Source organism: Aestuariivivens sediminis (genome assembly GCF_022662105.1).
In the GTDB taxonomy this organism is placed as follows: domain Bacteria; phylum Bacteroidota; class Bacteroidia; order Flavobacteriales; family Flavobacteriaceae; genus Aestuariivivens; species Aestuariivivens sediminis.
Genome location: NZ_JAKMCP010000002.1, coordinates 1 through 19,698 on the forward strand (window position 1 = coordinate 1; position 19,698 = coordinate 19,698).

General features: G+C 34.7%; 20 protein-coding genes and 1 pseudogene. 3 read left to right on the forward strand and 18 right to left on the reverse strand.

Annotated features, from left to right (window positions below; genetic code table 11):
- The 5 genes and pseudogenes from MR054_RS04405 to kduI all read right to left on the reverse strand — a co-directional run.
- A pseudogene (locus MR054_RS04405) lies at positions 1-148 on the reverse strand (sugar kinase); the annotation flags it as partial.
- 27 nt (positions 149-175) lie between these two features.
- Positions 176-514 (reverse strand): cupin domain-containing protein, encoded by a 339-nt coding sequence (locus tag MR054_RS04410; RefSeq protein WP_242156367.1) that lies wholly within the window; start codon positions 512-514, stop codon positions 176-178.
- A gap of 6 nt (positions 515-520) precedes the next feature.
- Positions 521-1,921, reverse strand: a complete 1,401-nt coding sequence (gene uxaC, locus MR054_RS04415; protein ID WP_242156368.1) for a glucuronate isomerase — start codon at positions 1,919-1,921, stop codon at positions 521-523.
- 21 nt (positions 1,922-1,942) lie between these two features.
- On the reverse strand, positions 1,943-2,737 hold the full coding sequence (locus MR054_RS04420) for a gluconate 5-dehydrogenase (RefSeq protein WP_242157375.1): 795 nt from the start codon (positions 2,735-2,737) through the stop codon (positions 1,943-1,945).
- Positions 2,738-2,745: 8 nt separating this feature from the next.
- Positions 2,746-3,585, reverse strand: coding sequence for a 5-dehydro-4-deoxy-D-glucuronate isomerase (gene kduI / locus MR054_RS04425; protein ID WP_242156369.1), 840 nt, complete (start codon positions 3,583-3,585; stop codon positions 2,746-2,748).
- Between the two features lie 258 nt (positions 3,586-3,843).
- Here kduI and MR054_RS04430 point away from each other — a divergent pair, with 258 nt between their 5' ends.
- Positions 3,844-4,071: a YgaP-like transmembrane domain gene (locus MR054_RS04430; protein WP_242082423.1), complete on the forward strand. Its 228-nt coding sequence runs from the start codon at positions 3,844-3,846 to the stop codon at positions 4,069-4,071.
- Positions 4,072-4,843: 772 nt separating this feature from the next.
- Positions 4,844-5,425 carry a c-type cytochrome gene (locus MR054_RS04435; protein ID WP_242082425.1) on the forward strand — a complete coding sequence of 194 codons (582 nt, stop codon included), beginning with the start codon at positions 4,844-4,846 and terminating at the stop codon, positions 5,423-5,425.
- A gap of 436 nt (positions 5,426-5,861) precedes the next feature.
- Here MR054_RS04435 and MR054_RS04440 read toward each other — a convergent pair whose 3' ends face one another.
- The 10 genes from MR054_RS04440 to MR054_RS04480 form a co-directional block, all read right to left on the reverse strand.
- On the reverse strand, positions 5,862-6,347 hold the full coding sequence (locus MR054_RS04440; RefSeq protein WP_242156370.1) for a hypothetical protein: 486 nt from the start codon (positions 6,345-6,347) through the stop codon (positions 5,862-5,864).
- Positions 6,348-6,447: 100 nt separating this feature from the next.
- Positions 6,448-6,795 (reverse strand): hypothetical protein, encoded by a 348-nt coding sequence (locus MR054_RS04445; RefSeq protein ID WP_242156371.1) that lies wholly within the window; start codon positions 6,793-6,795, stop codon positions 6,448-6,450.
- Between the two features lie 5 nt (positions 6,796-6,800).
- Positions 6,801-7,286, reverse strand: a complete 486-nt coding sequence (locus MR054_RS04450) for a thermonuclease family protein (RefSeq protein ID WP_242156372.1) — start codon at positions 7,284-7,286, stop codon at positions 6,801-6,803.
- Positions 7,287-7,338: 52 nt separating this feature from the next.
- On the reverse strand, positions 7,339-8,247 hold the full coding sequence (locus tag MR054_RS04455; RefSeq protein ID WP_242156373.1) for a hypothetical protein: 909 nt from the start codon (positions 8,245-8,247) through the stop codon (positions 7,339-7,341).
- 1 nt (position 8,248) lies between these two features.
- Positions 8,249-9,517, reverse strand: coding sequence for an ABC transporter permease (locus tag MR054_RS04460; protein WP_242156374.1), 1,269 nt, complete (start codon positions 9,515-9,517; stop codon positions 8,249-8,251).
- Positions 9,518-9,520: 3 nt separating this feature from the next.
- Positions 9,521-9,913 (reverse strand): hypothetical protein, encoded by a 393-nt coding sequence (locus MR054_RS04465; RefSeq protein ID WP_242156375.1) that lies wholly within the window; start codon positions 9,911-9,913, stop codon positions 9,521-9,523.
- 164 nt (positions 9,914-10,077) lie between these two features.
- On the reverse strand, positions 10,078-10,332 hold the full coding sequence (locus MR054_RS16805) for a DUF4236 domain-containing protein (RefSeq protein ID WP_420868325.1): 255 nt from the start codon (positions 10,330-10,332) through the stop codon (positions 10,078-10,080).
- Between the two features lie 518 nt (positions 10,333-10,850).
- Positions 10,851-11,564 carry a hypothetical protein gene (locus tag MR054_RS04470; protein ID WP_242156376.1) on the reverse strand — a complete coding sequence of 238 codons (714 nt, stop codon included), beginning with the start codon at positions 11,562-11,564 and terminating at the stop codon, positions 10,851-10,853.
- Between the two features lie 207 nt (positions 11,565-11,771).
- Positions 11,772-12,437, reverse strand: a complete 666-nt coding sequence (locus tag MR054_RS04475; RefSeq protein ID WP_242156377.1) for a response regulator transcription factor — start codon at positions 12,435-12,437, stop codon at positions 11,772-11,774.
- Between the two features lie 2 nt (positions 12,438-12,439).
- Positions 12,440-14,104 carry a tetratricopeptide repeat-containing sensor histidine kinase gene (locus MR054_RS04480; RefSeq protein WP_242156378.1) on the reverse strand — a complete coding sequence of 555 codons (1,665 nt, stop codon included), beginning with the start codon at positions 14,102-14,104 and terminating at the stop codon, positions 12,440-12,442.
- A gap of 562 nt (positions 14,105-14,666) precedes the next feature.
- Here MR054_RS04480 and MR054_RS04485 point away from each other — a divergent pair.
- Positions 14,667-15,341, forward strand: coding sequence for a hypothetical protein (locus tag MR054_RS04485; protein WP_242156379.1), 675 nt, complete (start codon positions 14,667-14,669; stop codon positions 15,339-15,341).
- A gap of 367 nt (positions 15,342-15,708) precedes the next feature.
- Here the strand turns inward: MR054_RS04485 and MR054_RS04490 are convergent, their stop codons facing one another.
- From MR054_RS04490 to MR054_RS04500, 3 genes are all read right to left on the reverse strand, one after another.
- Positions 15,709-16,374, reverse strand: a complete 666-nt coding sequence (locus MR054_RS04490) for a DUF6090 family protein (protein ID WP_242156380.1) — start codon at positions 16,372-16,374, stop codon at positions 15,709-15,711.
- A gap of 449 nt (positions 16,375-16,823) precedes the next feature.
- A complete protein-coding gene (locus MR054_RS04495; protein ID WP_242156381.1) occupies positions 16,824-17,678 on the reverse strand; it encodes an SDR family oxidoreductase in 855 nt (284 codons plus the stop codon).
- Positions 17,679-17,981: 303 nt separating this feature from the next.
- The gene (locus MR054_RS04500; RefSeq protein WP_242156382.1) at positions 17,982-19,424 is read right to left on the reverse strand and encodes a YfcC family protein; all 1,443 of its coding nucleotides are present in this window, start codon (positions 19,422-19,424) and stop codon (positions 17,982-17,984) included.
- Positions 19,425-19,698 lie beyond the last annotated feature (274 nt).

The following is a 19,698-nucleotide window of genomic DNA, read 5'->3' on the forward strand; positions in this document are numbered from 1 at the left end:
CATCCACCCCGTAATTGGCTAAGGAGACAGCCACATTGGACTCGCCCCCACCGTAGATTACATCAAAACTACTGGCCTGTGAAAATCTTAAAAATCCTTCCGGGGCTAACCTTAGCATGATCTCCCCGAATGTGACTACTTTACTCATATATTATTAGTGTTAAAAATATTGTTTCTATTTTAAAAAATCTGCTCTTGCCGGGGTAAAAACATCTACCAAAACACCCGATTCCAAACACACTACGCCATGAGGGGTATGCGATGGCACAAAAAAAGAATCCCCTTTTTTTAGCACCTTTTTCTCATCAGCTATAGTGACTTCAAATTTTCCTTCAGAAATGTAAGTGGATTGGGTGTGCACATGATGGTGCACCGTTCCAACGCCCCCTTTTTCAAATTTAACCTTAACCATCATCATTGTATCGTCATAACCCACTATTTGACGCTTAATTTTATCTTCAACGACTTCCCATTTCATGGCATCCTGTCTGAAAAACATATCCTTATCAGTCATTTTTATTTATAAATTAAAGTATTCTTTTGCGTTGAAATAACTGATGTCTGCAACGATCTTCCCTATCCATTCCATATCGTTGGGCAATTCTCCCCGCTGTATTTCATCACCCAAAAGATTACAGAGTATGCGTCTGAAGTATTCATGTCTGGGGAATGAAAGAAAACTTCGCGAATCGGTTAACATGCCTATGAAACAGCTAATTAATCCCATATTGGATAAGGCATTCAGTTGTTTGGTCATGCCATCCTTCTGGTCCAAAAACCACCACCCCGAACCAAATTGCACCTTCCCTTTAATGCTGCCATCATTGAAGTTGCCTATCATTGCTGCCATGACTTCGTTATCCGCCGGATTTAAATTGTAAATAATGGTCTTGGTCAATTTATCTTGACTATCCAATGCATTTAAAAAGCGGGACAGGCCTTGCGCTTGCGGGTAATCGCCAATAGAATCCCAGCCTGTATCGGCCCCCAAGATATGGTGCATTCGTGAATTATTGTTTCGTAAAGCTCCCAAATGAAACTGCTGTACCCATCCGCGGGCATGATAGGCTTCCGATAAAAATAACAACACAGCCGTTTCAAACTTGGAAATGTCCTCCCGAGAAAGTATTTGCCCCTTCCTTTTCTTTTCAAAAATGGATTCCACTTCGCTATCGGTAAACGGTGTAAAGGAAATCTGATTTAAACCATGGTCACAGATGCGACAGCCATGGGCATGAAAATAGTCAATTCTATTGATTAAGGCATCCTTTAGATTTTGAACCGTATTAATGGTTATTTGGGTCGTTTCCCCCAATGTATTCACATATTCATTATACCCCTCATTACCTATTAAAATGGCTTTATCAGGTCTAAACGCCGTACTTATTTGAATTTCAAAATCACTTTCTGCCAAGGCCTTATGGTGTTCTAACGGATCCGTTGGATCCTCTGTCGTACACAAGAATTCTACATTGGCCCGTCGCAGTAAATTTCTACAGCTGTAGTCCTGGCTGCTTAACTTTTCTGAAGTTTCATTAAAAATGGTTTCTGCCGAAGTTTCATTCAATACATCGTAAATATCAAAATAACGGGCCAATTCCAAATGCGTCCAATGATACAGGGGATTTCGTAACGTATAGGGCACCGTTTTGGCCCAATGCATAAACTTTTCCTTATCTGTGGCCGTTCCCGTGATAAAGTGCTCATTAATCCCCAAAGTCCGCATGGCCCGCCATTTATAATGATCCCCATTGATCCAGAGGGTCGTTAAATTAGGATACACGTTATCTTCCCAAATTTCTTTTGGAGGTAAGTGATTATGATAATCGAGTATGGGCTGATTCTTCGAATGGTTGTGATAGAGTTCCTCGGCATATTTGTTTTCCAGCAAAAAATGATCATGTATAAAACGCGCATTCATAATTCAGTTCAATTATCGTGGTTAGTTTTCGTTAGCCGGTTTTCCAATGGTGGCTAACAGTCCACCATCGACATAAATAATCTGCCCATTAACAAAGTCACTGGCCTTTGAGGCCAAAAAAATGGTCGCCCCTTGCAGATCTTCCGGATCCCCCCATCTGCCGGCAGGCGTTCTGCTTATAATGAAATCATTAAACGGATGCCCCTCTGTTCTTATGGGAGCCGTCTGGGATGTCGCAAAATAACCAGGTCCTATTCCATTAACCTGTACATTGTATTTAGCCCATTCTGTAGCCATATTTCTGGTGAGCATTTTTAAGCCCCCTTTTGCGGCCGCATAAGCGCCTACGGTATTCCTTCCCAATTCACTCATCATGGAACAGATATTTATAATTTTACCTTCGCCCTTTGCAATCATCCCTTTCACCACGTGCTTAGACACGATGAAGGGACTTACCAAATCCACTTTAATCACCTGTTCAAAATCTTTAACTTCCATGTCTTCCAATGGGGTTCTTTTTATAATACCGGCATTATTGACAAGGATATCGATGGAACCCACTTCCTGCTCTATTTTTTGAATGTTCTCGATGACTTGAGTCTCATTAGTGACATCGAACAGATAGCCATGAGCCTGTAATCCCAAAGCGGTATATTCTGCAACTGCGGCATCCAGTTTGGTTTGTGATGAGGCTCCGTTAATGACGAGCGTAGCTCCTGCCCTACCTAAACCTTGTGCCATGGCCATACCCAGGCCATGGGTTGCCCCCGTTACTAAAGCGACTTTGTTTTTGAGGTCAAATAAGCTTAAAGACATGTTATCACTCATCGCAGTTCATTAATTTTACAAACATCCATATCACTATAGTCTAGATTCTCACCGGCCATACCCCAAATAAATGAATAGTTTGAGGTTCCCGACCCGGCGTGAATGGACCATGGCGGCGATATGACAGCCTCACCATTGCCCAGCCATATGTGGCGTGTTTCCTGTGGCTGCCCTATAAAATGGCAAACCGCCTGATCCTCCGGAACTTCAAAATAAAAGTACACTTCCATTCTTCTGTCGTGAACATGGGCCGGCATGGTATTCCAACTGCTGCCTGTTTTTATGGAGGTCATGCCCATCTGCAATTGACAAACATCAACCACGCTATTCACTATATATTTACGCAAGGTTCTGGCATTGGCCGTTTTAGGATCTCCTAATTCGATGACTTCAACATCATCATTGCCGATTTTCTTATTCGGATAGGTTTTGTGAGCCGGTGTGGAGTTGATATAAAACTGTGCGGGCTGATCGGAGGATGCACTTGAAAATGCAACGTTTTGATTCCCACGACCCAGATAAAGGGCTTCTTTATGGTCAATGTCATAAACCTGACCATCTGCAGTTACAGTCCCGGGGCCTCCAATATTTATAATACCCATTTCTCGTCTTTCCAGAAAATAGCTCGCTTTCAAAGCATCAATGGTCTCTAATAGCACCGATTGATGTACAGGGACAACTCCTGCAACCATGAATCTATCGTAATGCGAATACACCCATTCCAAGGTATCGTGTTTCATGACATTTTGAATTAAGAACTCATCTCTTAATTCCTGAGTATCATAGTGCTTCACTGTGTTTGGATTAGATGCATATCTAATGTGGTGTTTTTCCATAAAAAAAGTTTTAATGTAATCGATTACACAAATATATATAAAATTATCAAAACAACTAACCTTTATGTTGTTTTTTCATGATTTACCCGACAAAATCGACTAATATACAACCTATTAATATATAGATTAACCCCGAACCAAATAGATTTGGTGGTCCTATTTTTAAATATAGTCCCCTTATGAGAGCATCCCACTTTGGTATTAATTGATTATCTTTAAAGAATAACAACATGATGTTCATTCATAAATCAATTGGTCATGGGAACAAATCGCACACACACCAAAGTTAGATTGCACGATGCCATCGTTGGCATACTTTATGGGTTAAGTGTTATCCTTGCTGTTACACTTAATATCCAATGGCTTTATGTAGCCGGAGCGGTTGCGCTTTTGCAAATCATTAGCCCGGTTACAAAATTTTGTCCCGTTTATTTTATTTTAAACAAAATGATGCCAGATTCTGAACCCCTTCAGAATGGTAAATGATTTTAAGGGAATGTATCGTCCCATATGACATGTCCTTAGGGATGACCTAAAAACCAGTTCTTCCTTAAGAACTGGTAGTTACCACATATGAAGTGCTTGAAAAGCGACCCATATGGTTTATTTTACCGTTCAAAAATGGCCCTTGTACGGATTCAAAATTCGTTGCGCCAATAATTTATTTTTTTGCGGAAGAAATTTATTTTTCTAAGCAGAAAATGAAGAATTCTTGCGGAAGAAATTTATTTTTTTAGGCAGGGAATTTCATTTTGTGCGCAGGAAATGAAGCACCCATGCGCAGGAAAATAAATTTCCTGCGCATGGCCCTTAAGCCCTGTAAACACTGGTGTTTTCAAAGGATATTCAAGAGGTATGTATGGCTTGATAAATCGATTAATACCCCAGGATCACCAGAAATTTTCCCTTGGGGTTTCATGCCATCTGTCCACAGCATTATACCAAAGGCTCTCCTCATCATAGGGTCAGTCCCTAACCGTTTTATGACAAGATACTGTTAATTCCCTTCTTCGGCTTTTTAAACCTGTAGAAAATACCGGATGCTACCGTCATGAAGGCCCGACATCGGGAGGACATTTAACGGGTTGAGCGGATACCCGGGTCAAAGTGGTGTCCTTTAATACGGGCAAAAAGACCTATATGAATGGGTTTTACACCTGGTATCCTGCACTAAAGATTTACCCCGGTGTTCATTATCGAATGAATTAATTCATTATATTTAGGTAATCATCAACACATTAAACTATCGCTTAATCTTATGAAAACAACATTTTTACTACCGTTTTTATTGTTAGCTTTTATTTACTCCTGCAATTCTAACAAAGAGAAAAAAAGTGACGAAACCTTAACTGAAGCCAAACCATTGGATTCACTTGAACTTATTGAAAGGGGCGAATACCTTGTAGAATTAGGGGGTTGCCACCATTGCCATTCCCCTAAAATCATGAGTGAAAGGGGTCCCATTGCCGATCCGAACAGACTGCTGTCGGGGCATCCTGCAGATGAAGCCTTACCTCCCAAGGATGAAGAAACGGGTAAAGGCTATATCCTTTTCACCATGGGTCTCACCTCAACAACAGGGCCCTGGGGCACCTCCTTTGCTGCGAATCTCACCCCTGACGACACGGGGATTGGTTCCTGGTCTGAAGCCCAATTTTTTACGGCTCTCCGTAAAGGGAAACATAAAGGATTGGAAGGCAGCAGACCTATTTTACCCCCAATGCCCTGGGAGGATCTGGGTAAAATGACAGATCAAGATCTTAAAGCGCTTTTTGCATACCTTAAAAGTTTGAAGCCTGTAGAAAACATTGTACCGGCTGCCATACTCCCCCAAATGTAAATGCGATACGTCCTGGGTTATGGCTAGAACGACATGCTGTTCCAAGATAAAAGCTCCCCGATAATTCAGGGAGCTTTTATTTTTTAGCGGGAACCGGATTGATGGGTCAACATACCTTGGGATGCATCAGAACGGAATAAGGGGCTTGACAGATTTTCTGGAAATTGATATCGGCTTTTACTTTTTTTACAGACATTTATTATTTCTTGTTGCTCATAAAAAAAAACGGCCCATTAGAGTCGTGTTTTTTATAAATGTGAGAGAACCCTTAAGGTAAAAAAAGATATTGAAAGTACCACTACAAAAGAAGTGTTTAAAGAAATTGATTCAATTTTTTATCATCCTATTTTGATATTATATAGGATTCAATTAATTTTCAATTCATCTATTTTTGATTTCGCTGATAGAAATGAGGTTTTAATTGATGCAAGATCATTTACAAAACTGTATTATCGGATCCGTATTTCTCCAGTTTTAAATACCATTTACTCTTACCATTATTTACATAATAACCTAGTTGAAAGCCATCCTCTGTAATAAATTTATTTTCTAAATAGTCAGGATTTGAAATAACGTCTTCAGATTCATTATTTTCCAAAACTTCAATAGCTTTGATTAATTCCAATAGATCTGAATATTCAATTGATGCTGTAGAATTTGAATATTTACCTGGTTTAATAATTTGATAGAAATAGGATTCCAATGAACCACTATTTACTTTACGAATTCGTGTATCTATTTTAATACCATACGATGACTTTAAATCTTCCAGGTTAAAATCAATAAACTTAGTAATAACCCCTGTTTTAGACGCAAATGCATCCATTTTAGTTTTTACATTTTCAGATTCATTTTTTAAATCTTGAGAATGTATGCTTAGCGAAGTAACTAGTAAGATTATAAAAATTTGTAAATGTTTCATTTTAAGAGGTTTTTAAGCTTGTTGGTATAAAATTATTTTAAAAAACAAAGCTATTATTTTAGGCAATATACTTATTGAGGAAACCCGTAATTCAACAAAACTAATGTTGATAACATCTACCAGAAGAATTTTTAGTCATACGTTTACATCGCCTTCCAGATTGAGTCTTTCCTGTGCATTGCGTCGCTGTCGTTTTTTTAATAGAAGACGTATTTGTTAATGAACTGGCTTTTGTTGTAATTTCTGTTTTACTATGGCCTGGTTTGCAAACGGAACAGGCCATGTAATTTAATTCTTTTGCTTTTTCAAGTGTAATTTCTTTTTTGGAGTATTTTAGATAATGACAAGTACTTTTATGATACTTTTCACCAGTTTTGGTGGTAAAAACAGTTTGAGCTGAAAGACTAACAGTCATAATGAATACGAGAACAAAGATTACTTTTTTCATACCAATCATTTTTTAATCTTATTCTTTTTACTTGAACGCCACTCCCAGGGTGCTATAGGATGTGGGTTATTCCATAAACCTATTTTTTGATTCCTAGCTCTATTTTCCATATGTTGAAGTAACGAGTCCTTTGAATATTTCTTGTAATGCCAAGCCAGTCCATTTTTAATAAGTTCTTGGCTTAAATCTAAAGAATCATTATACTTAACTAAAGCTACATATCTTCCGTATCTATCTTCATTCAAGACATTTAATTGGACATTTTTATTAAAGACTGCATTGGAAGTAAATTCTTTTGCTCTTTGTGAAAAAGGTTGTTTTCTTTCTGGACAGTCAATATTTGCTACTCGGATTTTTAATTGAGTTGAATCTTGATTTAATATCTTAAAGGTGTCACCATCTGTAATAGAAATTACTTTTCCAATGATAACCTCCTGAGAATAAGAGGTTAATGAAAAAATAAAAGCAATTAATAAAATAGCTCTGTTCAATTAATATGTTTTAGGGTATAGAAAAACTTAATATAATTAAAATTTCTATTATTTACTTATTAAGAATGAAGTCCTTAATGATTTTATCCATATCCGATGGCAATCCTGCAGTTTTTATTTCATATCTCTTAACTTTCATTTCATTAAACCAATTAGACCAATAACTCATAATAACATCTTCTTCAAAATCATTTTTAGTATCTGGATTAATACCGAGTACTAGAATTTCCAAATTATCCAAGTTTTCAGCTGCAGGGATAAATCCGTAATTTTCGGTTGACATTTTTTCATCCCAATTATTAGTATCTAATTTAAATGCTCTAATGTCTTGAGGAGTTAAATAAGTAGTTTGATTGTCTTGTCTAATTTTCGTGTCCTTATGATAAATATATCCATCTGATAAAATTACCAAAATGTTTCTATATCCATCTTCAATACAAAAGTCGTTCACTTTTGTTTTGAAAAAACGCCATGTGTCAGATCCGACATACTTATCGTCTTTAATAGCTAATTCATAAATTTTAATTGGTTTCTCTGCGTAAAATTCTTTAATTTCATCTAAAAGCTCCAAAGAAGCATTTTGTCTAGAAACATTAAATCTTAAATCTTCGGATATACTATTAATATTTTGATTACGTGGTTCTGGATCAAAATACATTTGTATTTTGTCATTCATTTGTCTAACTTTTTTTCTTTTCAAATGAGTGTAAAAAGCTTCAGAAACAGATTTAATATATTCTACATCCCTTAAAAAATATTCCATAGAAGGATTTGGATATTTTTCTGGGTCAATTCTATCCGATAAATCCAATAAAAAACTAATATTAAGGTTTTGCACGTCATTAGTATTTATGGATGCCCCATTAAGGGTACTTTTATTTTCCTTTGAGTCGTCAATACATGACGTTATGCCTAAAAATAATAATACAATAAGTAATATTTTATTGGTATCTCTTGTCATACTATTGTTTTGAAAAAATTAAATTTTGAAAATCCATATCATTTAAATTTAATTCTTTTAAATGACTATTAGCAACTTCTTCGCATCTGTTCCTCAACATGTCCTTTTCTTTAGTAGGCAAAGCAATTTCAGCATTTATTGCTTGATACCAACCTTCTTTAAATTGATAATGATAATGAAGGTATTCTTTTACTGGAAAAACGAAACCATCAATTTTTGATTGAAGTTCTGATATTTTGCCTTCAATTGAAGTTATTTCATGCTTTATTTTCTCTACTTTAGAAACCAATTCAACCTTTTTTGATAACTCATTTTTAATTTCTTCTTTCTTACCACGAATAAAAGCCTTTATTTTATCTACATTTTCATATTCCTTCATTACGAAATCAAACACTAATCCCCAAATTACATATACAACAAATCCCGCAAAAATGATACCCCAAAAATTCACACTTTTGACAGCTATTTCTGGTGAAAATTCTTGCCCCAATATCCTGTCAAATTCAAATATTTTCTTCTCAATTAAATAGGCAAGAATAACATCAAACATAAAAGTTAGAAGGAATAATGCACCTAATTTCAGATATGACATTAAACTTTTATTGATTTGGAACATATGTACTAAATAACCCAATCCCATAAATACAAAAGGTATTGTACCTACAAAGACTGCCTCCAACCATCCGTCTGAAATAGCCTTACTTAAAGCATTAGCATCAAAAATTGCAGCTGTCAAACTACCTGTTTCAAAATCCTTAAAAAATGCAGAGTACGAAGCAGAAATATAGAAAACAAATAGGTATATTGTAATTGGTATTAATAGAAAAAGTCCAATAATTAATTGAGCTTTAGGCTTTTTATTTGCATCAATACCATATTTTTCAGGATCAGATTTTACATCTACCATCTGCTTATTATATTTATCAATATTATCTCCTATTACTGTTAGCTGTTCATCATATATCGATAATGCAGTTTCCCTTTTTTTTAATTGCGTTTTCTCACGTTCTTGTTCTTCAATATAAGGTTGTTTTAAAATCTTTTGCTCATTTAATTGTTTTCTGCAGAGATCTTCAAAACTATTGTAAAGGTTTTGTAAACCTACCCCTAAAGTTGTTGGGTCCCCTGAAGCCTTGGTAGATGCTCCATACCCACTTTGATAATAGGTAATTCTTATCTGTTCTCTTGCTTCCTCAGTATTATTGTGATCATTTATAGACTTATTGTCTACATTATTTTTTAATTTAAATAAATTTTTAATAGCCCCCATTTTTTAAGAATTTATAGCTTTTAATATTTCCTCTTTTGACATATTCTTCTTTGCACAATCAAGTAAGTAATCTGCTAATTCTATAATATTTTCATCTAGGAAATCAAATTTTTTACAATACTTTTTCAAAGTAGTATATTCATCTTCTGTTATTTTTTTATCAGCCCAAATCATTACTGCCAAATCATATAAATATTCAATACGTAATTCTAAAGATTCTGGTATCGATGAATCATGTGATGGGTTTAATAAAATTTCATTTAGTTGAGTTTCTGACACACCTCGATCTTCAGCAAATTTGTATAACATTTTTAATTCAAGTATATCAAATTTGTCATCTGAAAAAGCCATTTGATAAAGCCTTAGAAAGTGACTTTTTAATTCTGTTGTAATCATAGTAAGTATTTTGGTTAACTAGTAAGTGTACTAAAAGTTAAAACATAATGATAAAAATAGTATTGAAGTTGTATTTCTCTTATCCTTATACATGTAGGATTTATCGTTATTGTACCATCAAAATATAAATTAATTTGATCTTAAGCATTTATATAACATTCTGTTTATAGACCATATAAAATATTATAAGTAAAGGATACACTCAATATTAAGAATATTAAAATTCCTAATAGGCAACCTCCCCTAGATTTTGAGAATGTCTTTCTATAGGTAAGGCCTGGGATGCCCGTTCTGACTGAAAAACCCTTAGGACCTATAGAGCCTTTTTTATTTCTATAAGTTGGATTTAAACCTGATTTGCTAATATTAACCCCAAGGTTTTTGCCTAATTTTATTCGTTTATGATATCTAAAACCCATAGCATTATTAACAATTACATTCCGACCTATCTACATAGGATTTGTTTCCACTACTGTTGTAATAATAGCATCCTCCTTCAGGCCCTCTGTACAATTGCTTCCCATTGTGAGTGCCACATGAACTATTCAAGTCATATTCATCATTACTTGAATTAGACGAACAGGATAAGACCAAAATTATATACAAGAATAAAAATAGATTCTTCATGGTTCGAATCAGCTTAGCATATCAACCTATTTTATTACTTATAAATCTATGATTACTATAACACAAATGTTCAATACGGAAATTACTAATGAAATAACAATCTTTGTATTCTCCTTTAGAACTTTGGGACTATTTTTTAAAAATCACATTTTTAATCGTCCTTTTGAAATTTAGGATTATATTTCAAACTTAACTCCCTTTTAAAAAAAATCCTTACGGTTTCCCGTAAGGCATTTTATATTTGAATAACTCAATAATTTGGGCAGAAACAATGAGCATGTATTTACTTGCTAATAGAAATCTAGGTTTTTTATTTCCTCATTTCATTAACGAGCCTGGTGGTGGCATCTTTGATAAAATCCTCGAGGACATCTCTTTCGACACCCACATATGGAGTAATTCCTTTCTTTTTAAATAGTTTTATTTCTTTCTTTTGATCTTTTACAGATTTAGAAATAACACAACCTTCTACACAGGGTGTATAATTAAACCTGTACACACCAGCAAATTCATTGGTATTTATTAGGACAATTTTGTACTCAACTGACGCTCCATATCTTTTTCGTGTGCGATATTTATCAATTTTTTCGTTGTTATTTTTATCATAATACATATTAGTTTCATATAGGATCTGCGGGTCAAGTTTAGTGAGTTCAATAATTAAATCCGTATCAGAGGTGTTTTTTAATTTTTGATAATCAATATTATTATCGTCATTGTCAATGATTTGATTAAATAGTTGCCGGTCCCTAACAACAAATCCACTTGCCAGCAATTGATTTTCTATAGCGTTGTATAAATAATCATAGTTTTCTTTAGGCGCTTTTTTATTTTCTGTTTCTGTTACGTTAAAGGTGGATTGGGGTATTCTTAAAACAACTTTTGGATTTTTATTATTGGCCAAAAATGATTTTAAAGTTTCTGTTTTTACAATATCGTCTTGCTTTTGTGAAAACTTAAGAATTTTAGTTGATGAACAATTTACAACTATAGGAATAGCAAATAGGATGAACAGTTTTTTCATGATTGATAATTCTTTTTAATTCTTCAATCAAACCTATAGCAATTCAATAAAAAGTCCTTACGGCTTTCCGTAAACCATAAAAAAACTCTACATCCAAAAAAGAATGCAGAGTTTAAAATTCTCCTCAAAAGAATTAATTAATAGCTAGACAATATTAAATCAATTGCAATTAACTTCATTACGGGTTTCCGGAAAATGGGATAAAAATTAAATAATACCAATATCCTTAGTTATGGCGACCAGGTGAATGGTATTGTTTGCTTGAAATTGAATTTTCAATTTATTCAATCGTTTCTCAATTGAACTTAAACTACTGGGCGACACTTTTTTATCCTTGAAATCATAACTTATTTCCTCTTGTGATTTACCCTCGGCAAGGTTCTTAAGTAATAGGATATCAAAATCATCTATGTCTAAAGCTGTTTTCTCATGCAGTGCGTGCGATACCTGCTCGGATAAGAATAATTTTTCCTTGGACACGGCATTGACGGCCTTCGATAATTCTTCCAAACCTTTCCTCCCTTTACATACATATCCATCAATCTTATAAGTGTTTATCAGCCACCTTACTTTTTGAAGTCTATCTTCTATGGAGTAAACAATTATCTTTAAGCCCGGATTTTCCGTTCTCAATATTTTTATGAGGTCTTCCCCGGTGGGATACTTTTGTGTTCTGTGATCCTGTTTAAAGGATAAATCGGTTATTAACAAGTCAAAAGGATCTCCATCTAATACACCTTTTTTTATTTTAAGATACGCATCATCACAATATTCTACACGTTCGATATTTTGTAGCCCTAAAGACTTCGCAATGGTCAATACACCAAGATTAATACTTCCGAGATCGTCTGCCACCAGAACTTTTTTGAACATAATTATATTATAATTTTTGCTTTAAAACCATTTCCAGGTTTTGAATCAAAAGTAATCGTTCCATTTATAGCCTGAATACGGTTTTCCGTATTCTTCAGTCCATTTGACATTCTCAATTCACAACCGGTACCATTGTCTCTGTACTTAATTTCTAATCCCTTAGGTGTTTTTTGAAATTCAATTACTACAAATGAAGCATTACTGTGCTTTCTTGTATTGGTCAATAGCTCTTGTAAGGCTCTGTATATGGGCGTTTTCTCTATATTGGGAAAAGTGGACCATGAAATTGTTTTTAGGTTTTTAGTGATAATGCGCAGAGTATTATTATCGTAGTTTTCAAACAAATCAGATAATACTGAACCAAAATCCTCGTCAAAATTTATAGCCTCACTTTCTTTGGATATATCCCTCGTTTTGTTGTAAATGAGCTCTAAATCATCAAGAAAATGTTCTTTTGCATTAGAACCCTCCTGATACTTCGACATAACACGATAAACATCATTGGCCACTTCATCATGTACCTTTTTAGAGATTTGTGCTTCCGTATTGTAGGCTACTAATAGTCGATCCTTTTTATGTTTCGCCTTTAGGTAGAAATAAAGAAAACCTATAAGCAACAAAAAAAACAAGCCGCTAAAAAAATAAATAAGTGTTAATTGTTTTTGTCTGGCCGTTTGTAGCTGACTTTCTTTAAGCTTTCTCTCACTTTCGTTAATACTATATTTTACAGCTGCAAACTTGTTTTCTTGAAGGCGTTCCTCCTTTTGTATTCTACGGTTAAGTTCAATATATTTCTTCAATTCAGGTTTACTATCTATCAGAAATTCTAACTCTAAAGCTTCTAATTGATAACTGGGACTATTCATGTCATTAGAAATACCTTTGGCCAATGTGGTGTATTTTAATGCCAATGCCTTATTATCCTCACTTAAATGATAAAGAGAAAGATGCCGATAGCTCGAGAACAAACCGGTGATGTCTTTCAACTGCTTTCTCAGATCCAGGGCCAGTTGCATATTATGAAGTCCTTCGGAATCCCCAATTTTTGATTGGTAGTATCCTAAATTGTCGAAATAATTTGCTTTAATATTTGAATTATCCAAGCTTAGAGCGGTTGAATAATACGGTTTTAATTTTTGAACCGCTTTTTCATAACGTTCCTGATCCGCATAGAGGTTCACCAAATTTGTTGTAATAGCAATTAAATCCCTTGAGCTATCATTTTGTAAGGCCAGTGCTCTCCCATAAAACAAAAAAGCATTGTCATAATCTTCCAGTTTTCTGTATAACATGCCCAAATGATTATTCAGCCGTTTAAAGGGTTCCTTATCTTCTAAGGAATCGGATTGGTTTAATAATTCTATGGCCTTTATGGCTGTTGCTTCACTTTCATAATAAAACCCCATCTTAAATTGCCCTAATGATAGCAGTTCTAAATAGTAAGCTGCCATTATGGAATCTTTATCATGTAGTGCCTGTTGAGATCGTTTTTCAAAGAAATCAAAAGCTTCAATAGTTTGAGAGCCCTCTTTCAGTTCGGTAATGGCCGTATAATACATTAATGTACTGTCATTCACACTTTGGGATAGGAGCTTATGGTGATTTACGGCGACACCATTAACGCATAAAACGCATAAAAAAAGGAATGAAAGGCTTGACTTTTCCATTCCTCTAAAATAGGAACTATTTTTTGTTTATTCGGGTATTTTTACCCACCTCCTCCAGGTGGTGGCGGTGGAATTGGACTGTCGCCTCCACAACAAGGCGGTTCTTCCTGACCAGCGGCCCCATTGCCTGGTATAGTTGTTGGAGTACATGAAAACATACTGACAGTAAGGAATGCCATTAGCAAAACAAACATTATTTTTTTCATTGATTTACATTTTAAATTGAACATTAGTATGGCCGTCCGAACCTGATATTCAGATATCTAGCGAACTAGCCGCAGTTAAAATGGAAGGAGACGTCTCTCCTACTTGGGAAGTCGAGGAGCGCGGAAGTAAAGTGTATTCACACTTCCCAGAGACCATACTACTCTACTTTGCCGCGCCTGATTAATTGATTTTCGCATGCCCCTGCGAATGGGGCAATCCATCAAGGCAAATGAAAAAATAATGCTTGGGATGTACTGGAAAGCTTTTGGAAATTAACGGGAAATCATACGGAAATGGATTTCCATTTAGGATCCGTAATTAATTTGTTTAATTTTACACTCAAAGAAAATGAGCCATGCACAAAAACCTTATCATTGATGCTTTTGAAAAGGCCAGGCATGATTTAGTTAAAGAAGGGCATAATAAACCCTCTAAGGTGGCCATATCCGAAAAACTATCCGATTATATTTCTGAACATACGAAGACTGAATTGGGAGAAAGACGATTTAGGGATTACTATGATCATGCATTGGAATTAAATTCAGATAAGGGAAAGGATATAAAAATTCAGCAGTATGAGATCGTAAGTGGATTATGCAATTATTTGGGGTATGGAAATTATGAAGATTATAAATCAAACAAGAAGAAAAGAAGCTATAAAATTTTCTTTTATATAGCCGGGATAATAGGAATATTGGTTCTTTCGCTTGCTCTTTTTAATTCTGAATCTAATTGCTGGATGGAATGGAAGGATGATCATTATGAAATCATTGATTTCGATACGCAGAAGTTTAATGATGGAACACTGAAACTTTGTAAGGAAGACCGTTTAGAACATTTTAAAAAAGTTAATGTCGGTTGTTCAACATCATTTTTTGACCTGAAAGGACATGTTAAAATTTGGTATGGAAAGAATCGCCACAAAGAATTGGAATATTTCTCAGCATATGGGTTACACCCTGAAACCGGAAAAACGTTAAAACCAATAACGGAGTATATGATAAAGACCCATATATGTGAGAGCTACTGAGGGATTTTAAGTACATCGTTTGTTTAATTGTTATAAGCTTGTAAAGGTTACCATTGGATAATGGGTATTATAATGAAGGGAAACTCGTTATTTGTTAATTATTATCGCTTTATCCCGACAATTTAAATCAGGAAAACTATAATAATTGTTTTGTTCATCACTATGTAATCCTAAAGTTAATGCATTATATTCTCGTGGATGTTGAGACGAAGAATCCCCTATCCAAAAGAATATCTGTACTAGTTTATAATGTATGGGTGGGTATGGGAGTAGTTCATATTATTAAATAGCCCCACTATATCTGGTGATTGATGAGCTATTGATTAAAGAAGTTGTTATGATTTCGTTATTTTATTTTTAATTAAAATTATTTATTAAGCTCCTCCAACTCTTTATCAATATCGCTGATAAGTAATTCTACTTTCGATTTGATTTCATTTACCCTTGTAAACAACCAAATTCTCAGAAAATAGTGCCTCATAATTCTATTGCCAATCTGTTTATTGTCTTTTAAATAATTAAAATGATTTTGAGAAAGTGTTGAATCTGAAAAATTAATGTTATCAAACAATAATGGACTAAATTCATTATCAAAAAACTGTTTAATTACATTATCTCGATTTTCAATTTCAGGGTAGTCATTACCGTAAATAGATATTATTTTATTACGAAGAGAATCGTTTGAAATGATATCAATCCCTGTTGATTTTAGATTTTCGAAGGCCCCTTTATTAAGAATGAAATACCACTCGCCATAATTGTTTCGAAAGTATTTCAGAAGAGAATCTTTAGGAACCGTTTTTTTATTAACATAAAACTCATTTAAATGCCTTAAAGCTTTATTCTTTTCAGCGTAAACATTAATTCCAGGAATAAATTCTATATTCAGGTCATTTTCTAAATCACCTTTTATCGCTATTAAGTTGATCATTTCTTTCTGCCTTTGTTTTCTTTCTTCATTCCAGTTGTTAATGGAGAGGGCAATTAAAATACCAATCACCACCAAAACAATTTCACCAATGGCATATTTCAAATACTTTTCAGTTTTGCCTTCTGAAAGTAGTCGCTGACGAATTTGCCTGAAGAACTTAATCATGATTTGTGTTTTTTATTGTCCCGCAAGCGGCTATCTCAACCAAAGGTCTACCAGACCTTTGATTTTGCGTTGCAAAATGGTGTTTCGATAATCTAAAAAATTTTATCATTGGTTAATGGTCAGTTTAATATAGAGAAACTTGTTATCTGTTACCAATATGTCCTTATCTGATAACTCAACTCACGTACAACAATAATAGTTATTTAGTTTAAATATTTAATCCTAAAGATAATATATTCAAGTACATGTTGAGACAATTAATTCCCTCAAGCTTAGGAACATCTGTAATAGAATTATATGTGGAGTTAGGTAGCCAATATTATTAGATATGTAGCTTCAGCCTAATATTAATACTATCTTATGTTTTTTTATAATTTTCCTTTTAGCTACCTCGCATTAAGTTCAAAATCTTGCTCTACCGACTTGTACCATTCTTCGTCACTCGCAGCATTCCAATCCACCCATTGTTCATCGCTCATAGATGCTCGCCATGCAATAAATGGTTCCGCATCTGGTCCAACAGGGTGTCTCAATTTCCAATTGTTGCTTTCAGCAACTTCAAAAATTTTATCTGCCACGAATGATGGTGGCGTTGGTGTTTTGAGTGATGCTGTAAAAAGACCAGCAAAACGTTTTGAATGTGGATAGATTGACTCATCACTTACAGCGATATCCCTTGCCATTTGGGTGTTGATAATTCCTGGTTCAATAATGGCAACCTTAACATTAAAAGGTTTTACTTCTTGTGCCAAAGCCTCACTAATCGCTTCAAGGGCATGCTTACTTGCTGCATATCCACCCAATGGACTATTGGCTATATGACCTGCAACAGATGCAACATTTATGATACAGCCTTTTTTGTTTTTTCGCATTTGAGGTAACAAGGCTTTAGTACAACGCAGTACTCCCAAATAATTCGTATTCATAATGGCTTGGAAATCATCCATCGACATTTCTTCAATAGAGCCATGACGTTCAATTCCAGCATTGTTGACAAGAACGTCTAACGAACCATGTTCTTGAATGATGGCATCCAGACATTGCTTTACAGAAGTATCAGAATCAACATCCATTTTAGAAACCGTGATGTCCAGAGATTCGTTTTTGATTTTTTGCTTCAAATCTGAAGCTGCTTCAGGATTGCGCATTGTTGCAAATACCTTGTAACCAGCACGACCAAATTTTAATGCTGTTTCAAGACCAATACCTTTGCTTGTTCCTGTAATGAGTACTGTTTTCATTAATTTATATTTAGTTAGTTGGATAAATATACTGAATATTACATAAAGGGCTACTAACGTGTTCCCTAGTCACCCAATGTTGAAAGAATTTCAATTACAATTTACTCTCCCTAAATTATACTATTACATCCGTAATGGTAAGATGCGGAACACCATTTATTAGTTCATTTATCCTCTCTGAATTGATTTTAAACATAAAAAGAAAAGCGCCTTGAGAAATCAAGGCGCTTCAGTGTATCGGAAAGGGTCGAATTATAGAACTAAAAGGAGTTTGTAATGGATTTTAAAAAAGGGATTGAACTTCTATTCATATCCAATATGAACAGAAAAAATAATTGTAATAAAGGCAAGAAGCATTAAAATCAAAAACAACGGGAATACAAATCTTATCCATTTTTCAAATGAAATTTTTCCAATTCCTAGCATAGCCATCAGTATTCCATTTGTAGGAATTACGATATTGGAAAAACCATCACCAAAAACGTATGCCAATACAGCTATTTGTCTTGAAAAACCTAACAAATCTGACAATGGTGTCATTAATGGCATTGAAACCAGGGCTTGCCCGGAGGCTGAAGGTATAAAGAAATTAAGAAATGACTGAAAAACAAGCATCCCAGATACTGCAATGGATTGAGATTGATTGGAAAGGGTATCGGAAAAATAAAATAAAATGGAATCCATAATTTGACTTTCGACCATTACCACCGAAATGCCACGGGCTACCCCAACAATTAAAGCTGGAATTATCATCGCTTTCAAGCCATTAGTAAAGATGTCCATTGCTTTATCACCAGACCAGCCACTTAAAAAAATTACAGCAATACCTATAGCCAGGAACCCCGCACTCATTTCAATTAATCCCCATCCCATAAACTGAACCGCAGATAAAATAATGGCGTATCCGAGTATAAGAACAACCAATATGGCAAAATGTTTTTTCGTAAGATTTACTTGCTCTATTTGGTCACCTTCAACCAAAGCCGCTCCATGGGTTGATTCCTTAAAAGCAATCTTTTTATTTTTAATTCTGGAACCGTATCTCATTAGGTATGAAAACCCTATCAAAATGCATAACAAAAAAATCACAAACCGCAATCCCATACCACTGCCTATTGGCAATTCGGCAATCTGTTGGGCAATTTGCACTGTAAAGGGATTAGTTGTTGCGGTTGACCATCCCACATATACGGGAACAATTCCAAGTGCAAAACCAAACATTCGATTATATCCATGTTGTTCTGCCAGCAAAATTAAAATTGGAATGAGCGGCAACAATTCAATATAAATTCCCATGAAAGCACTACCAGTGGAAATGGTTACATATATAAGGAAAAACAAAAGTTTCGGGTATTTATTGAACCTCTTAATGATTTCAGACAAAAACGCATGAATGGTTTTGGTTTCAACAATGAGACTGAATACCGCTCCCAATATAAAAATAAAAAATATAAGCGTACCAGATTGCGCCAATCCCTTAGGAATAGAAGTCAAAACACTGAACATCGAATTAGGAGAGGCGTACCCACTAACCTGCTCTCCAATGGTTACCCCTTTAGCTGAAAAATGTTTGGGGATTTCAGAATAACTACCCGGTACTACAATGTTCTGTTCAATTTTGTTAATTATCCTTTTTTCCCTTTCAAAACTTCCTGAAGGAATGATATAACTCAATACGGAACAGAAGATAATTATCCAGAACAAAAAAATAAATACATGAGGGATTTTAAAATCGCTGAATTTCATGAAGGTTGGTTGGTTGGCTAAAAGTAATAAACTCTTTTGGAGGAGACAAAAATAAAAACCTTCAGAAAATCTGGAGGCTTCTTTGCAGCGAGAACCGGATTGATGTGTACCGATAAATCGGGACCCATCGGACCAGATTAGGGGAAGCTATATGATTTTTCGAATGATTTTTTAAAGCTTCTTGATTTTTATACCTATATAAAATTGTTCTTCAATATTCTTGGTAAGATGATATTTATCATAGTTCATTTTTTTGTAAAAGATTAATTTAAGT

Excerpts from the sequence above, each read along its gene's own strand:
- MR054_RS04420 (WP_242157375.1), bottom strand. The coding sequence starts at position 2,737 with ATGTCTTTAAGCTTATTTGACCTCAAAAACAAAGTCGCTTTAGTAACG.
- MR054_RS04470 (WP_242156376.1), bottom strand. The coding sequence starts at position 11,564 with ATGAAAAAACTGTTCATCCTATTTGCTATTCCTATAGTTGTAAATTGT.
- MR054_RS04430 (WP_242082423.1), top strand. The coding sequence starts at position 3,844 with ATGGGAACAAATCGCACACACACCAAAGTTAGATTGCACGATGCCATC.
- MR054_RS04455 (WP_242156373.1), bottom strand. The coding sequence starts at position 8,247 with ATGACAAGAGATACCAATAAAATATTACTTATTGTATTATTATTTTTA.
- MR054_RS04460 (WP_242156374.1), bottom strand. The coding sequence starts at position 9,517 with ATGGGGGCTATTAAAAATTTATTTAAATTAAAAAATAATGTAGACAAT.
- MR054_RS04435 (WP_242082425.1), top strand. The coding sequence starts at position 4,844 with ATGAAAACAACATTTTTACTACCGTTTTTATTGTTAGCTTTTATTTAC.
- kduI (WP_242156369.1), bottom strand. The coding sequence starts at position 3,585 with ATGGAAAAACACCACATTAGATATGCATCTAATCCAAACACAGTGAAG.
- MR054_RS04495 (WP_242156381.1), bottom strand. The coding sequence starts at position 17,678 with ATGAAAACAGTACTCATTACAGGAACAAGCAAAGGTATTGGTCTTGAA.
- uxaC (WP_242156368.1), bottom strand. The coding sequence starts at position 1,921 with ATGAATGCGCGTTTTATACATGATCATTTTTTGCTGGAAAACAAATAT.
- MR054_RS04500 (WP_242156382.1), bottom strand. The coding sequence starts at position 19,424 with ATGAAATTCAGCGATTTTAAAATCCCTCATGTATTTATTTTTTTGTTC.
- MR054_RS04410 (WP_242156367.1), bottom strand. The coding sequence starts at position 514 with ATGACTGATAAGGATATGTTTTTCAGACAGGATGCCATGAAATGGGAA.
- MR054_RS16805 (WP_420868325.1), bottom strand. The coding sequence starts at position 10,332 with ATGGGTTTTAGATATCATAAACGAATAAAATTAGGCAAAAACCTTGGG.
- MR054_RS04445 (WP_242156371.1), bottom strand. The coding sequence starts at position 6,795 with ATGAAAAAAGTAATCTTTGTTCTCGTATTCATTATGACTGTTAGTCTT.
- MR054_RS04465 (WP_242156375.1), bottom strand. The coding sequence starts at position 9,913 with ATGATTACAACAGAATTAAAAAGTCACTTTCTAAGGCTTTATCAAATG.
- MR054_RS04480 (WP_242156378.1), bottom strand. The coding sequence starts at position 14,104 with ATGGAAAAGTCAAGCCTTTCATTCCTTTTTTTATGCGTTTTATGCGTT.
- MR054_RS04475 (WP_242156377.1), bottom strand. The coding sequence starts at position 12,437 with ATGTTCAAAAAAGTTCTGGTGGCAGACGATCTCGGAAGTATTAATCTT.
- MR054_RS04440 (WP_242156370.1), bottom strand. The coding sequence starts at position 6,347 with ATGAAACATTTACAAATTTTTATAATCTTACTAGTTACTTCGCTAAGC.
- MR054_RS04485 (WP_242156379.1), top strand. The coding sequence starts at position 14,667 with ATGCACAAAAACCTTATCATTGATGCTTTTGAAAAGGCCAGGCATGAT.